A 15,221-nucleotide genomic window follows, 5' to 3' on the forward strand; every position below is an offset into this window, starting at 1 on the left:
TTAGTTAGGCTCCGGTCTGCAGGTACGCGTTTGTAACACCTCGCTTGTCCACTAACCAGCGTACCAGCGTGTAGTCAAAAACCAGCGTAAACGGAATCACCGTCAGGTTTTTAAGAAAAAAGACAATGGGCATTGAAGTAGCTGATGCCTGCATCACACCGGTCTTTTTCAGGAAAGGCAGAACCGCCGAATGATCCGCCAGGAGACCATTGACCCGATTAAAACCGAACGCGATCAAGCTGAATACCAGCAGATTCCATAACAAAACCGGCCAGAACTGACGAAGAGTCAACCGCATTTTCCGCCCAAAATCTGACCATTGTTGCCGATTAGATCGGTATATCCCAGCCACTTTCCGGATTCCAGCAGACAAACTTCCACAACCGATAATAGCCAGAAGCGTTACGATGCGGGCCACTTCTACTATAACTTCCAGACTGATTGACAAAGGCGAAGAGATTGGCCCAAAAAACCGCATCTGAACGGCCCGGCCCAAAGCCGCAAACAGCATCCAGAAGGAAATTACTCCGAAGTGTCTGAACCAAAACCGGAACGCCCAAACGACCAGATCGCTTGATAAAAATCGCAGAAAATGCATGGATTATGGAAGTTTAGAACTCAATTTTCGCTTCACAAACCGACGATCCGCCCATTGGATTAAGCTCAATAGTGCACTGATGAACAAGACTGGAAATTTGATATCATCGAGCGCCCGAAGAGTTTCTATCAGTCCATTGACCCGATAAACAGCCTGTATACTTAACACTACGATCAACATCAGAAACAGACACAATCCTACCCAAATGTATGCCTGCCGCTCCCGGCGACAGGTTTCTTTGACCTGAATTTGTCGGACAACTGAAACCGAAAAACCGTAGCTCAATCCAACCACTGGCTCCACTGAAAGTTCATCATATAGCTGCTGGTAAAGCCGAACCGCTTCGTCCTCCGGTTCTGACTTACCCGGTTTTCGATTTGATCGGTTAGAAGCATCCAACCACTCCTGTAAGTCGTCGTCGCTTATGTCGTTCATCGCCATTGTTCGCTGTTTTTATACCGTTGCAAGGCTTCTTTCAACAACCTTCTCGCCCGAAACAGGTAATTTTTGACGGTACCTTCCGGCAAAGAGGTCACCTGTCCAATTTCTTCGTATGACAGTTCTTCCAGATGATACAACGTCAGAATCGTCCGGTACTGAATCGGCAGTTTGGCAATCTGTGCATGTAGAAACGCCTTCCAGTCCTGGTGCATCAGCATTTCTTCGGGATTTACCAGATTCGCATCTTCCGGCTCTGAAGCCCATGTTTCTGGAAAACCGCTTACCGGTCCCCGGCTTATTTTTTTACTGTGATTAATCGCCGTTCGGTACGCAATCGATGCAATCCAGGTCGATAACTTCGAACCAAACTGGTAATCCGGCAAATGTTTATAAACTTTAATGAACACTTCCTGACAAACATCCTCGATGTCTTCCGGCTGACGAATGATCCGGCCAACCATGTGCAACACCAGTCGCTGGTAGCGTTCCACCAACGTCTGATAGGCGCGAACATCGCCTTGCACGATCCGGCGGACCAAAACCTCTTCGTCGTTCATTTCCGCATTAGACAATGGGAGAGAATTAAATGTTGCAAGGTGACTATTGACCATTGACCGCCGTCAATCGTCAACCGCCGACCATCGTCAATCGTCAATCGTCAAATTGCAACCTTTCAGGTTGCAGAAGTGTCTAATGGCAAAAATCTTAAAAAATATGCACGATCAATACGGGGTGCAGGGGGCGTATGTCACCTTAGCCATTGCTTTCGGTATTTACCTGATCATGAAGCCATTTACCAAATACCTGCTGCGTCGCCGGCTGATGGAGTTGGGGCAATGGAACGAAGAAAGTCTGCGACAACTGGAAGATGAAGAAAGTTTGCCGACCGACAACCTGAAATGGGGATTGATCCTGCTGTTTTTTGGGCTGGGGCTGATTCTGGTGGCTTTTGTGCCGGGATCTTACGATTCGAGTTTGCCTTATGGCATCGTTTCGGTTACAACGGCCATCGGTTTTCTGATTTATTATGCAATTATCCCCAAACAGAAATCCTGACCCAGGATCTTACAAAGGGCAAAGCGGCAACTTCAATAACCGTGGTATTCGAACAACCTAACCAAAATGAGCGGTTTTCGAAAAATAACCCAATTGGGTTGGTTTTCAGATTGGCTTAGGCTTATTTCGTCGTGACCAAATCGAATCCACCTGCATGAAATGGCGTTTATTTATCGCAATTGTGTTAACGTTTGTTTCCGAACTTTCGGCTCAGCCAGTTTCGCAGTTTCCGTTGAATGTCCTCTCGTTTAATATTCGTTACAACAATCCGCAGGACGGTTTGAATGCCTGGCCAAACCGGAAGGAAATAGCGGCCGGTGTATTTACAAGTTACCAGGTGGATTTTGCCGGATTACAGGAAGCGCTGGCCGGACAGATTGCTGATTTACAGGACCAATTACCCAATTATGGCTGGATTGGTGTAGGTCGGGACGACGGCAAAACGCAGGGCGAATTCTCACCAATTTTCTACAACAAGCAAAAATTTGAGGTCATAAAACAAGGCACGTTCTGGCTTTCGGAAACGCCCGATGTGCCCGGTAGCAAATCCTGGGATGCGGCTCTTCCTCGCGTGGCCACCTACGGTATTTTTAAGGACAAACGGAATGATAGCCAGGTTATGGTCATCAATACGCATTTCGACCACATCGGCGAAACCGCCCGTCAAAACAGTGCGAAACTGCTCATTCAGAAGATTAAAGAACTGTCAGATGAGTTGCCGGTGATTCTGACCGGCGATTTCAACACGCCTGATGTATCTCCTGCCATCAAGACTCTGACAAGCGACCCGACTTTCCAACTCAGCAACTCCGAGAAGCTTTCGGAGAGTCCGCACACCGGCGGCAACAGCACGTTCAATAACTTTCAGACCCGTCAAAGCGGCTTGGTGATCGACTTTATTTTCGTCGGCCCGAATGTGGAAGTGAAGCGGCATGACTATCTGCCGATCCTGAAAGGAAATGTGTTCGTTTCCGATCACTGGCCGGTTTTGAGTCGGGTTTTGGTAAAATAAAACGGAGTTATTTCGCGGAGCCAAGCGGAGAACGGCAGAGTTGAGCGGAGAAATTTTAAATAATCTTTGCTCATCTTTGCAAACTCCGCTTAGCTCCGCGAAATAACTCATCTTCACCTCAATTCACTCGCCCGACCGAGCTGAAATCGCCCATAACTGTCACTGTTGGCTCCGGCCCTTTGACGCCATCTTTGGCAAACTGCCGGGCGATTCCTTCATGCACAAAATAATACGTTTCCCAATACGTCGCGCTGTTGGTCCAGACCCGCACGTCGAAATGAAACGCCAGTTCGGTTAGTTTGGTGACAAGAACATCATGATCCCGGTTTTTCAACGCATACGGGCAGGCATCGACCACATGCCTGATCGACGCCTTCACCTCATCGACATCGTTGGTATTACCGGCGGCAAAAACCATATCGACCCGGATCGTTCCCTTGCCGGAAATGTTGGTAATCGGCGAAGTGGACAAGGAGCCATTGGGCAAAATAATTGTGCGGTTATCGAGGGTCACCAGAATGGTGTTGAAAATATGAATCGCTTCTACATTTCCGGTAAAGCCCTGGGCCGAAATCAGGTCGCCCACCCGAAACGGTTTAAAGGTTAGAATGAGAACCCCACCGGCAAAATTGGCCAGGCTTCCCTGCAACGCCAGCCCAACGGCCAATCCGGCGGCCCCAATGATGGCCACAAACGAGGTTGTTTCGACACCGAGCGTACTGGCAACACTGAGTAGCACCAGCACTTTTAGAATGGCACCCACCAGCGAAAGCAAAAAAGGCTGGACATCCCGGTCGACCTGGCGTTTGTTCATCACCGTCGACAGCATTTTGACCAGCTGATTGACCAGCCAGAGGCCAACAATCAGAATGACAATTGCCAGTAAAATTTTAAAACCGTACAGGGTGGCAAACGCCATTACCTGATCGGTAACATTTTGAAAGGAGAATTTGGAGGGTTCCATCAGACTGTTTTTAAAGTTTCTACAGTTATGAAGCGGTAACCCTCGAAAAGTAACATACTAAGTGAAATTAATTAACAGACAGTCGACTCAAAGCCAATTCTTCCGCCTGAAAATCAGCAGGGTTACGAGTGAAGACAGGACAATGGAACCCAGCGCGATAGGGTACCCCAGCTTCCAGCTTAATTCGGGCATATTCGTAAAGTTCATCCCCCAGATGCTCGCCAGCAGGGTCGGCGGCAGAAACACCAGTGAAACCACGGTGAAGATTTTCACAATGCGGTTTTGCTCCAGATCAATCAAACCGAGGTAGGTATTTTGCAGAAACTCCAGCCGCTCGAAGATGAAATTCGTGTGGTCGATCAGCGAGTTGATGTCTTTGATCAGCGTCCGAAGCCGCTGCTGTTCGTCGTCGGTAAACCAGCCGTCGCTGCGGATCATGGAGGTAATTACGCGCTGCTTATCGACGACATTTTCGCGAATCGACATGGTAAGCTCCTGGTAATCATTGATTTTCAGAAGCATTTCCCGATCCAGGTTGGCATCGAGATCCAGTTGGCGGTTAATGGTTTTGATTTCCAGTGAAACCGACTCGATCAAATCGGCGTCGTAGTCGATGCGGGATTCGAAAATCGTGATCAGAATCTGAGCCCCGTCGTTGAACATCGACCGGCGCGATTTGATCCTTTTTACCGTATCGGCAAACGATTTTAAATCGGCATTTCGGTACGTAAACAACGTGTCGTCTTTCAGCATAAAACTGACCGGAACCGTCACGTACATCTGCTCCTTGTCGGGAACCATGAAATTGGAGTTCGCAATCAGAAAATCATCTTCTTCAATGTACCGCGAACTGCTCTCGATCTCGGCCTGCTCCTGCTGTGTCTGAAAATTAACATCGAACTTGTCCTCCACGCTCTTGGTTTCGTCGCGCGTCGGATTTTGTAAATCTACCCAAAGGGTTCGTTCAGTATCGGAAAACGATTCGATATCGCGGACTTTCCGAACCGCAGCTTCATCCTGTTGAAAAATGCGAATCATAACTTAAATTTTCAGAGCCAGTTCCACAACGTATTCAATATTGATCAGTTTAGAGTTTATCATTTACCGTTGAGATTATTTCACTAGTCATCAACGAGTTGACTATAAACGGTAAACCTCCTTAAGCCACTTCAGGCTACTGTTTTCTTTTCCGGTTAAGGAACGCGTTTGCCGGGCATGTCTCTCCCGTTCTGGTGCAGAATCAATTGCGTAACCTGGCCTTTTTCGTCCCTGACAAAAGTTACCTTCGCGGGCACGACCTTCAAATAAAATTTGGTCTCGGTTTCGGGAAAAAGTTCAAATTTCCCCTGACCGGTTGCCTGACCAAAGAGCTGCGAATCGGTTCGGGTAATTTCGATGCTGAATGTCGGCGCCAGTTCGTATTTGCCCACGTATTTTTCCAGCATCTCCACTGAAACCGTCGCGTCTTTGGGGGCTTCCACGGTTTCGCCCAACTTCTTCAACATCTCCCCTGCATTGGTATTTCGGGGGTCCAGTTCGAGCGATTTTTTGTAATCTTTGATGGACAATTCCTTGTCGCCTTTCGCCATGTATGCCTCGCCCCGACTGTCGTAGACATTGGACGAATTCGGAAACGATTCGGCATTCAGGTTAAAAACCGCCAGCGCTTCGTTCAGTTTGCCGTCACGCATCAGCTCGTAGCCCAGCGAATTCATTTCGTCTTCGTTCAAGCCGTATGCTTTGTCGTTTTTCAACACCCTAAACTGTTGAATGGCCTTTTCCAGCGTCGAAGTTGCAATGGTTTGCCGAAGAGCAGCCGCAATCGGTTTTTTCGGGTTTTCGTACGGTTGGTCGTAAAGAATTTTCAGAATGTTGTCCTGCATGGCTCCCAACGTCGTTCCACCCGTATTATTCAACAGAATAATCGTGTGTTTTTCTTTGGGAATTCGGGTAAACTGCGTATTGAAGCCATTGATGCCTCCACTGTGCGAAACCAGTTGCACACTGTCTTTTCTCTGACCAATTTTAGCCTTATTAACTCCCCATCCATACGCGTAATGGTCGCGAAATGGTGTAAAAAGGGCGGTTTTGGAAGCGGCTGACAGTAATTTATCGGAATATAAAATCTGATCCCAGCGATACAGATCTTCCACCGTCGAATAGAGCGACCCGGCAGCGTACGGAATGGTCATGTCTATATAGGGCGCATTGACAAAACCGCCCCCGTTTCGTTCGTAGGCTGCCGCCCGCTTCGGAATGATCGGTCCAGCCAGGTCATAACCGGTATCTTTGAGTTGAGCCGGAGTCAGAATGGCTTCCTGCAATACCGTCGCATACGGTTTTCCGGTTACTTTTTCGATGATCACGCCTAGTAAAAAATAGCCCGAATTGCTGTACGAAAATTTCGAACCAGGCTCAAATTCAAGCTGCATGTCGGCAAACTTTTTGACAAATGCCTCAGGCTTATACGGATTTCGGCTTTCGTCTTGGAAAAATTTCGGGAACGAGGTGTAATTTGGAATACCGGAGGTGTGAGTCAGCAGATGGTGAATCGTGATTTTATCACCGGTTGCTTTCGGATAATCGGGCAAATAGGTCGTCACTTTTTCGTTGACCTTCAATTTTCCCTGATCCACCAGTTGCATAATCAGAAAAGCCGTAAACTGCTTTGTCACCGATCCCAGCCGGAACTTGGTGTCGGGCGTGTTGGCGATGTTCCATTCCATGTTCGCCAGTCCGTAGCCTTTCTTGACAATCACTTTCCCATTCTCCGCCACCAAAACCGTTCCGTTGAACTGCCGGTTTTCGTGATATAGGCGCATCAGCGCATCAATTTTGTCGGCTTTGCTCTGCGCAAACGCGTACGGCGACAGCAATACGGTCAGGATAAATGCAAGAAGTCGGTGGGTAAAACGCGTGTTCATGGGATGATGGCAGTTGTCGTTGAAAAAGAGGAAGGTGCTGGTACCAAGCAATTGCCAAAACTAAGCCTTTCTGCTTGAATAGTATAGCGTAGATAAGAGCCGGGTGCGGTTTTTATTCACGCCGACGGATTCGAAATGGTTGCCGGATCGGATTCAATGGAAATTGCTTACATTTGAATTTCGCAAATCAAACCGGTTTATGGAAATCACCACACTGGAAAAATTCTATCAGGAAACATCAGCGCTGTTTCCCGAAGGTATTAGCAAGGAAATCGGTCATTTCAACGTATTTAAAACGCACGATGTGGTGGCGAAATACCGGAAGAAACCGACCCACGAAATGCCCTATAACCGGCGCGCGTATTACAAAATCAGCCTGATTGGCGGTCGCAACAAAGCCGAATATGCCGACAAAGTGGTCGATATCGAGAAAAATGCCCTGCTGTTTGCAACCCCAAAAATCCCGTATCACTGGCTGCCGCAGGACGATGACCAGTCGGGTTATTTCTGCATTTTCACCGACGAATTTCTGGTTCATTCCAAAAGCGGGGTGGTATTGGATGACCTGCCGATTTTTCAACCCGGCGGTGTTCCCATTTTCCAGCTGACCGACGAAGCCGCCGTAGACATTGATTACATCTTCCGGAAAATGTACAAAGAACTGTCTTCCGATTACGCTTTCAAGTATGATCTGTTGCGGAATTACGTCCTTGAACTGATTCACTACGGCCAGAAATTACAGCCCGCAACATCCTTATATCCAACGCATACGGCTTCGGCCCGGGTTTCTTCGCTGTTTGTGGAATTGCTCGAACGCCAGTTTCCCATCGAATCGCCCAACCAGAAACTCAACCTCCGAACGGCCAAAGATTATGCCGACCGGCTGGCCGTTCACGTCAATCACCTGAATAAAGTGCTGAAAGAAAATACCGGCAAAACCACCACCGACATCATCAGCAGCCGGATCGTTCAGGAAGCCAAGATTCTGTTGAAACAAACCGACTGGACTATTTCGGAGATTGCGTACTGCCTCGGTTTTGAGCAGGTGGCCCATTTTTCCAATTTCTTTAAAAAACAGACGACCTTTGCGCCGATCAGCTTTCGGGCCTAAACCGCTGATTTGAATTTCGCAAACAATGGATTGATGTTCGCAAACTACCCGGTGGGTCGGCCATTTACCTTTGTTCCATCGAATTAACCAATCAACAACGATGGAATCTCAACCTAAAATTGCACTTGTAACGGGCGGTAGTCGCGGACTGGGAAAAAACATGGCCCTGAGTCTGGCCGAAAAAGGAATCGATGTCGTTCTGACGTATAATAGTCAAAAAGATGATGCGATGGCGGTCGTCGCCGAAATTGAAAAAACCGGTCATAAGGCTGCAACGTTGCAACTGAATACCGGCGATGTGAAAAGCTTCGACGGTTTTTTGAACGAACTGAAAACGGTTTTAAAGGAAACATTCAAGACCGATCATTTTGATTTTCTGGTCAATAACGCCGGCATTGGCCTTCACAAACCGTTCGCTGAAACGAGCGAAGACGACTTTGACCGGTTGATGAACATTCATTTTAAAGGCGTTTATTTTTTGACCCAAAAGTCATTGCCGTTGCTGAATGACGGCGGTCGGATCATCAATATTTCGACCGGTTTGGCCCGTTTCACGATGGCAGGGACCTCGGCTTATGCTTCCATGAAAGGCGCCATTGAAACCTTGACCCGTTATCTGGCCAAAGAATTGGGCGCGCGCGGCATTGCGGTCAATACCGTGGCACCCGGAGCCATTGAAACTGATTTTAGTGGCGGCTCCGTGCGGGATAATGCCCAGGTCAATGCGTTCGTATCCGGTGTAACGGCCCTGGGTCGAGCCGGTTTGCCCGACGATATTGGCGGAGTTGTTGCCTTTTTGTGTACGGAAGGCGCCCGGTGGATCAATGGGCAGCGGATCGAGGTTTCGGGCGGTATGAATTTGTAATGAATCGGGCCGGATACGAGACGTTATCCGGCCCGATTCTCAACGAAAATCTGCTTGATTTTTGCCACGAACCACGGCACAGGTTCGACCCCGATTTCGCCATTTTTAAACGCATCAAGTACCGGTTTCCAATCGGCGCAGTAGTCAAATAAGCCAAATTGATTCAAGGTCAAGCCGAATTTCTCCGTCAATTCGACTCCGATGCCGTGGCAGTGAAACGAATGAAAGCTACCTCCCATTTCAATTCCAACCAGATCGTAACCGATGGTTGTTTCATCGTTGTCCTCGTTTTCCGGCACTTTTCGGGAAAGCATCTGGTCCAGACCACATTCACCCATCGTTGCGGTTTTCGGTTTCAACTCCTGAATGATTGCCTCGGCAGCCGGTTCATCGAAATACATCGCCAGCAATTTAACGGAATCGAGGTGGGGGAAAAATTTTTGCCGGTATTCCCGGGCGGTATTCAGATCCATAAACACATTGGGGTAGCCAATTTCCCCTACCGCCAGTTTTTTATCGGTCCAGTGCCGGATGGCGGTCACATTGGCACTATTCAAACCAACTAATTCCTCCGCCGTATTTAAATGGTCCACCCGTTCGTTCACCCAGCGATACGACCAGGTATTCAACAGACTGTCATTGATGCAGGTGCTACAGGTGTACACCTCCGGGATGGGCGACCAGTCGAATGGTTTTATTTTAAGCAGGAAATAACCGCCGAGAAAATAGCTCATGGTTAAAAGTTGATCGTTAAAACACCTTAGTCGAGTAACATGTGCGCTGTGGAAACGGTCGGCCTTGAAATTCAGCGGGAAAGTGCATCCAGCGCTTCAGCTTTCGATGGAACAAAATTGATGTGGCCAGTTTTGTTGCTTTCGAACATAAAATCCCGGATACTTTTGCTTTGGTACGATTCAAAATCACCAACGATGGCCAGCCGAACCCGGTAATTGGAAAACTTTTGCAGAATTTCACCCGCGATACCGGTTCTCAAATCGAAAAAAGCCGGGGTGATGTTTTTTTCATAAATCAGAATGGTATCGAAGCCCTGGTAATATAAATTTCCGAGTAAATCCAGGCCGTCTTCCACAGTTGCTACCACAATCTGATCGGATTTAACTTCCGCCATTTTCTGTCCCTTCACTTCGTGTTCTTCGATTTCCACTATCTACCCGGTTTTTTAGTTTCGCGGAGGTGAGCGGAGAATGCAGAGGTAAGCGGAGATATTCTGTTCTCTGCTTACCTCTGCATTCTCCGCTCACCTCCGCGAAACAATCCTACTTTTTCATTCTTTTTTCTCAATAAACTCATCCGCAAAATGCTCCTTCCGTTTCGGTTGTGAGAACTTCTCGGCATTGTAGGCCGTTGAATTTCCTCGCGGAATAGATAAAGATTTCCAGCGATCATCACAGGCCATTTTGCCGATGTAGACGATTTGCCCGATGTGATAGGGATAATGGGCCAGTTGCCGGTTGATGGCTTCCAAAACCGTATGGCCCATGTTTCGGATGTAAATTTCCGTCGTCAGATCCGATTCCGTTAGCGAGTTCAGGGCGTCGAACAGGCATTGCCAGCCTTCATTCCATTTGGCCAGCAGTTCTTCCCGGTTTTTGAGATCATTGTCAAATTCGGCGTCGCGCTGTCGCCATTCTTTTTCGCCATCGGAGGTCAAAAAATCGGTCCAGCGGGATAGCATGTTGCCCCAGAGGTGTTTGACAATGGTCGCGACGCTGTTGCTTTCCGGGTTGAATTGCCAGAATAGCTGTTCGTCCGAGAGTTGATGGAAGGTCTTTTCGCCGAGCGTTTTATAATACTCGAACTGTTTGATGACGCTGGATAAATAGTCGTTCATGGCGTTCGTTGGTAAGGGGTTGCTTCCATTTTCCGATTTAGAGCGAATTTCGAAATCTTCCCGGACGAAGTTAGCAAGCGGTAGCTGGAAGTTAAAGCTATAATATTCCCTGTTCCAGTTGGTCCAGATAAATGAACTCAGGAGCCTTCACACCCGCTTCTTTGCGGATCTGAACCAGGCGGGGCGATTCAAAAAAATTTCTGGCGTTTTCCAGGGAAGTCCAGACCGAAAAATGCACGATTTTATTCGGGTTTTGATCGAACTTCAAGACCTGATACGAGATTTCACCCGCTTCTTTCCGGATGGTGGCCGCCTTGTCGAAAATGGCTTTCCAGGCGTCGTAGTCTTCCACTTCATGAATAATTAAAACGTGTTTCATCAGGCGGTTTTATTCCTCATTCCGTTTCAAATAGTTTACCGGAACTTCATGGGTCAGCCAAACACCATTGTCTGACCGATAGAACTCGAATTTGTCATTGTACATCTGTTTTGCAAAGACTTTGAACACGAACGGTATTCCATGTCGTTGCCCAACTTTGAGCGCGGTTTCAAGATCGCTGCTCAAATGAACATGTTGCCGATTCCGTTTCTCAAGTCCCGTTGCCAAAATGGATTGCACTGATTTTTCAGCGGTTCCATGATATAAAATTTCGGGTGGTTCCTGGCTGGCATATCCCAATTCGATTGGTACCGAATGTCCCTGGTTCGCCCTGATTTTGTCCTGTGCTGCATTTAGCGCAAAACGTTGTTTCGGATTGGTATCAACGATGTGTTTTAGCATTTCCAAGTCAAACGGTATCCCGAAACGATTTGACTTTTCAAGTAAATCTGCCACATCCGTCCAGCCATTTTCGTCCAGTTGAATGCCAATCTTTTCCGGTTTGTGCCGTAAAACCATGCTTAAGAACTTACTGATTTCGGTTATTCTCTTATCACTTATCATGTTACAATAACGCGAACTATGAATTTTTTGATTGATTATCAGCTAGTGAAGTGCCATCGGCACGGCAAGTTTGTAGTCAATAGGCGACGGGATTCCTCTCGCTTGCCTATTGGCTACAAAAATCAGTCCGCTACGCGGCCAATAATGCCATCGTCCGCGATACAACTGCACTTCTGAATCACTATTTTTTATTCGGATAAGCCTCCTCCAATGCCTTCGCTTCCGCTGCGGTTAAGCGGGAAACACAGCCGTGCCGGGCTTCCGACGGAAAACTGACTTCCTCTTCCACTTTCCAGTGGAGCAAATCGGGCGAGGACGAAACGCCAAACCGGTTGGTCATGCAATAATCGTAAAGCAACAACCAGCCGGATTTACGGGGATCTTCCATGACGGTGGGACCTTCGGTGATGACCGGAACGAGCTGGCCTTTGTTCATTTCGCCCTCAATAACCGTGTAAGGTCCCTCCAGACTCTTCGAAGTAGCTACCCGAATGGCGCGCCTTTCACCGGTTTTTGCCCCAAACTCTTCTTCCTTGTGAAAGAGGTAATAGGTTCCCTTGTGTTCCAGCAAAGTGCCGTCGATGACGGAATACGGCGGATTGAACAAAACTTTGGCCGGGGTGAACGTTTTCCAGTCGCGGGTTCGGCTGAACCAGAGCCGACTCTCTTTCCAGCCCGCATCTTTGTAGGACGATGACCAGAACAGGACATACTCACCGGTTTTGGCATCGTAAAACCATTCGGGCGCCCAGATATTCCGGGCCAAAGCGCCGGACTCATCCCGGGCGTCTTTCATCAAGGGCAACTGACCTTCCTCCTGCCAGTGAATCAGATCCTTCGAGGTCACGTACAGACAACTCGGCCCGACTTTCTCCCGGTCGCTCCGGCCTCCCCCACCGGTTGATAGAATCCGCCAAAGCCCGTCCGGTCCGCGCCGAACATACGGATCGCGCATGTGGTGCTCCCAAACCGGATTGTTATCGTTCAGGGGCGTCCAATGCCGCCCGTCGGTCGACAGGGCAATGTGCAACTTATTAATCAGCATGGGGTTTTCCAGCGGCACCTCCACGGTTTTTCCCTGCGCATCGATCTCAATCCGGGTTGGATACCGCTGGCGGAAATACGTCAACATCCAGACCGGTTTATCTTTTTGACTAATAAGCGGTTTGGGTGCTCCTGAATCGTTCAGCACGGACTCTTTTTTGGGTTGAGGCAAGGTTCCCAACTGGGTAATAAACAGGGTAATCAAAACAGTCAGTTTCATGTTATACGGTTTGATAACAGGACAAAGAAAGTGACAATTTCGTTTATTTCCCGATTAGTGGATTAATCAACCGGCATGGTTAAATGGAGGTAAAAGAGATAACCCGTCCAGGAAAAACCGACCAGAAAAGCAATTCCCGAGAGAAGTTTCTTCTTTTTAACCGTGGTAAACTCATGAACCAACAAACTGTATAACAAGAGTAAGGGTCCTGAAAGTAAAATACCGAAGAGTTGCAGCGTAAATCTGACATATCCACCCGGCAATTGTATTTGAGCAAAGTCGCACAAAGCCAGCGGAATTGGAATCGACAGGAGGATCAGGATAGTTAATAGCTTTTTTGACGATTGAAACATGGTGTGGAGCCAATAAAAAGTTGTCTGGCATGGTTGAAGGGAACGCCCTCAACCATGCTTTTACCGAATCTTATCAATTCCACAAGGTACCGTCCAACCCCAGCACGAAGCCCATCCACAGGCCAACGAGGAAAATGAGCAGACTTGCGGTTTTTACCAAGGCGGTATTCCAACCGTTCTGGAAGCGCAAAAAGTCCAGAAAGTAATAAACCGCTCCCCCGGTTGCACCGGCCAGTGGAACGATGATCAACGGCCGCAGCATCCAGAACGTCGGCCAGTTGGGGTCTGGATTTTTAACGCCCAACAGAAAAACACCAATGAGGACTAAGCCAATTGCGGCACCAATCAGGGCGCGTTTGGTCAGCGCAGCGGGTCGTAGCGGAGAGTTGAGTTCGTTTGATTTGTGCATGTTCTTTGCGATTAAAAGGTCCGAATCAAGTTCCAATCGAAGTCTGCCCGCTCCGGTGAAATCGCCAGAACACGAGAAACAAAAAGAACTTTGTATTTCAAAGTAATGGCTTTATTTTGAAACTTTCAAGTCCCTTTCCAAAAAATTGCGATTGTTTTATTGCTGTAACCCGGTTCTCAATCCGTTTGCATGTCGCTTATCCGATTTTTCAGTCGCATCCGACTTCTCTGCCGGTCTGTTTCCGTTCAGCGGACGGTTTTTGAAACGCGCAAAAGACGTTTCGTTAGAAACCGGCGGACTGGTTCGTCGTATAATTTCAAGCATCCATACGCCAACAGGATTGAACCCATCACCAACGCGACAGCTCCGGGCAGCGATTGCGGGAAGGTGAGATTCTCATTTTTAACCCAGGCATAATACCAGTAAATAAAGGGGTAATGGACCATGTACAGCGGGTACGAAATATCGCCTAAAAACCGGCAGATTCGGGTAGACAGCTGGTCCGTTGTTTTTCCGGAAGCACCCAGGTAAATAAGGACCGGAAAGAGAATAACCACACAGAAGGTGTCGTATAAACCGTTCATCCACAGATGTTCACTGCCACCCATCCGCGGAAGTGCAGAGAGAATACCAATCGCCAGACTGCCGATCCAGAACGCTCCTTTTACCGGAACCGGGTTGAATACGCGGGACAGCAGCAATCCGGCCGGAAATGCGAATAAAAGCCGCAACGAACCGCCGATTATATTTTCGCCGGTCAACGAAAATCCAACGCAGATATCACCGTAAGGCCCCAAAATGGCAAAGGCCGCTAATCCAAACCCCGCCAGTAAAACGACGATCGCGAGTGCGTTGGTCGACAGTTTACGGAGAAAGAGCGCATAGCCCAGATTGCCAATGTATTCAAACAGCAGCGACCAGCTTGGGCCATTCAGCGGGAACATTTCACCCACGCCCCGGATTTCAAAACCGGGGGTTGCGGGAATCAGAAAAGCATTGATGAGGGTGGCTACCAGCAAACTCGGAACCGATACTTGTGACACATCCCAGGTCGCGCAACCCTGAAAATAGAACAGCACAGCGCCAATCACCGCCCCGATCACGACCATCGGATGCAATCGAATAAACCGCCGGGTGACAAATTCAGTAACGGTCATCGTTTTCCAGCGGTCATCGTAGGCGTAGCCCATCACAAAACCGGACAGGATAAAGAAGAAATCGACCGCCAGATAACCGTGGTTGATTTTTTGATCCAGGTGGCTCGTGGCAAAAGCTTCAAACAGGTGAAAACAGACCACGGTGAGGGCCGCGACGCCCCGTAATCCATCCAGAATGGGGTAATGCGGTTTGGTATTCGAAAAGGCTGCTGCAGGTTTGCTGGTTGACATCAATACGGAATCGATTACGGTAAAATCGGGATCAAATATAA

The 15,221-nt window shown here is 48.2% G+C and carries 19 protein-coding genes; 4 read left to right on the top strand and 15 right to left on the bottom strand.

What is annotated here, in order from left to right; genetic code table 11:
- Positions 1-4 precede the first annotated feature (4 nt).
- The 3 genes from EHT25_RS06290 to EHT25_RS06300 are packed head-to-tail and all read right to left on the bottom strand — an operon-like array spanning position 5 to position 1,596.
- Positions 5-598 (bottom strand): hypothetical protein, encoded by a 594-nt coding sequence (locus EHT25_RS06290; protein ID WP_124872318.1) that lies wholly within the window; start codon positions 596-598, stop codon positions 5-7.
- Between the two features lie 3 nt (positions 599-601).
- On the bottom strand, positions 602-1,033 hold the full coding sequence (locus EHT25_RS06295) for a hypothetical protein (RefSeq protein ID WP_124872324.1): 432 nt from the start codon (positions 1,031-1,033) through the stop codon (positions 602-604).
- A complete protein-coding gene (locus EHT25_RS06300; RefSeq protein WP_124872328.1) occupies positions 1,030-1,596 on the bottom strand; it encodes an RNA polymerase sigma factor in 567 nt (188 codons plus the stop codon). The genes EHT25_RS06295 and EHT25_RS06300 overlap by 4 nt, the downstream gene beginning before the upstream one ends.
- Before the next feature lie 157 nt (positions 1,597-1,753).
- Here EHT25_RS06300 and EHT25_RS06305 point away from each other — a divergent pair, with 157 nt between their 5' ends.
- Together EHT25_RS06305 and EHT25_RS06310 are read left to right on the top strand one after the other, a co-directional pair.
- Complete coding sequence (locus tag EHT25_RS06305) at positions 1,754-2,095, top strand: DUF6249 domain-containing protein (RefSeq protein WP_124872331.1); 342 nt, start codon at positions 1,754-1,756, stop codon at positions 2,093-2,095.
- Positions 2,096-2,249: 154 nt separating this feature from the next.
- Positions 2,250-3,107 carry an endonuclease/exonuclease/phosphatase family protein gene (locus EHT25_RS06310; RefSeq protein ID WP_124872336.1) on the top strand — a complete coding sequence of 286 codons (858 nt, stop codon included), beginning with the start codon at positions 2,250-2,252 and terminating at the stop codon, positions 3,105-3,107.
- A 118-nt stretch (positions 3,108-3,225) separates the two neighbouring features.
- On the opposite strand, the gene EHT25_RS06315 is transcribed toward EHT25_RS06310, so the two are convergent.
- The 3 genes from EHT25_RS06315 to EHT25_RS06325 form a co-directional block, all read right to left on the bottom strand.
- Entirely contained in the window at positions 3,226-4,071 is an 846-nt protein-coding gene (locus tag EHT25_RS06315) for a mechanosensitive ion channel family protein (RefSeq protein WP_124872342.1), read from the bottom strand.
- 87 nt (positions 4,072-4,158) lie between these two features.
- Complete coding sequence (corA, locus tag EHT25_RS06320; RefSeq protein ID WP_124872347.1) at positions 4,159-5,109, bottom strand: magnesium/cobalt transporter CorA; 951 nt, start codon at positions 5,107-5,109, stop codon at positions 4,159-4,161.
- A 155-nt stretch (positions 5,110-5,264) separates the two neighbouring features.
- On the bottom strand, positions 5,265-6,995 hold the full coding sequence (locus tag EHT25_RS06325) for a serine hydrolase (RefSeq protein WP_124872350.1): 1,731 nt from the start codon (positions 6,993-6,995) through the stop codon (positions 5,265-5,267).
- A 199-nt stretch (positions 6,996-7,194) separates the two neighbouring features.
- Here EHT25_RS06325 and EHT25_RS06330 point away from each other — a divergent pair, with 199 nt between their 5' ends.
- The gene (locus tag EHT25_RS06330; protein WP_124872354.1) at positions 7,195-8,106 is read left to right on the top strand and encodes a helix-turn-helix domain-containing protein; all 912 of its coding nucleotides are present in this window, start codon (positions 7,195-7,197) and stop codon (positions 8,104-8,106) included.
- 100 nt (positions 8,107-8,206) lie between these two features.
- The gene (locus EHT25_RS06335; protein ID WP_124872357.1) at positions 8,207-8,971 is read left to right on the top strand and encodes an SDR family NAD(P)-dependent oxidoreductase; all 765 of its coding nucleotides are present in this window, start codon (positions 8,207-8,209) and stop codon (positions 8,969-8,971) included.
- A gap of 23 nt (positions 8,972-8,994) precedes the next feature.
- Here EHT25_RS06335 and EHT25_RS06340 read toward each other — a convergent pair whose 3' ends face one another.
- From EHT25_RS06340 to EHT25_RS06380, 9 genes are all read right to left on the bottom strand, one after another.
- A complete protein-coding gene (locus EHT25_RS06340; RefSeq protein ID WP_124872360.1) occupies positions 8,995-9,705 on the bottom strand; it encodes a hypothetical protein in 711 nt (236 codons plus the stop codon).
- A 71-nt stretch (positions 9,706-9,776) separates the two neighbouring features.
- The gene (locus EHT25_RS06345; RefSeq protein WP_124872366.1) at positions 9,777-10,136 is read right to left on the bottom strand and encodes a DUF4180 domain-containing protein; all 360 of its coding nucleotides are present in this window, start codon (positions 10,134-10,136) and stop codon (positions 9,777-9,779) included.
- Positions 10,137-10,256: 120 nt separating this feature from the next.
- Positions 10,257-10,823: a DUF1572 domain-containing protein gene (locus EHT25_RS06350; RefSeq protein WP_124872370.1), complete on the bottom strand. Its 567-nt coding sequence runs from the start codon at positions 10,821-10,823 to the stop codon at positions 10,257-10,259.
- Between the two features lie 97 nt (positions 10,824-10,920).
- Positions 10,921-11,202: a putative quinol monooxygenase gene (locus tag EHT25_RS06355; RefSeq protein WP_124872373.1), complete on the bottom strand. Its 282-nt coding sequence runs from the start codon at positions 11,200-11,202 to the stop codon at positions 10,921-10,923.
- A gap of 9 nt (positions 11,203-11,211) precedes the next feature.
- Entirely contained in the window at positions 11,212-11,766 is a 555-nt protein-coding gene (locus EHT25_RS06360) for an RNA 2'-phosphotransferase (protein ID WP_185731291.1), read from the bottom strand.
- A 181-nt stretch (positions 11,767-11,947) separates the two neighbouring features.
- Entirely contained in the window at positions 11,948-13,030 is a 1,083-nt protein-coding gene (locus tag EHT25_RS06365) for a glycoside hydrolase family 43 protein (RefSeq protein ID WP_124872376.1), read from the bottom strand.
- 62 nt (positions 13,031-13,092) lie between these two features.
- Entirely contained in the window at positions 13,093-13,383 is a 291-nt protein-coding gene (locus tag EHT25_RS32950) for a hypothetical protein (RefSeq protein ID WP_124872379.1), read from the bottom strand.
- A 73-nt stretch (positions 13,384-13,456) separates the two neighbouring features.
- A complete protein-coding gene (locus tag EHT25_RS06375; RefSeq protein ID WP_124872381.1) occupies positions 13,457-13,792 on the bottom strand; it encodes a potassium transporter KefB in 336 nt (111 codons plus the stop codon).
- A gap of 245 nt (positions 13,793-14,037) precedes the next feature.
- A complete protein-coding gene (locus tag EHT25_RS06380) occupies positions 14,038-15,180 on the bottom strand; it encodes an acyltransferase family protein (RefSeq protein WP_124872384.1) in 1,143 nt (380 codons plus the stop codon).
- Positions 15,181-15,221: the final 41 nt, after the last annotated feature.

The sequence above is a fragment of the Larkinella rosea genome (assembly GCF_003858635.1).
Taxonomy (GTDB): Bacteria; Bacteroidota; Bacteroidia; order Cytophagales; family Spirosomataceae; genus Larkinella; species Larkinella rosea.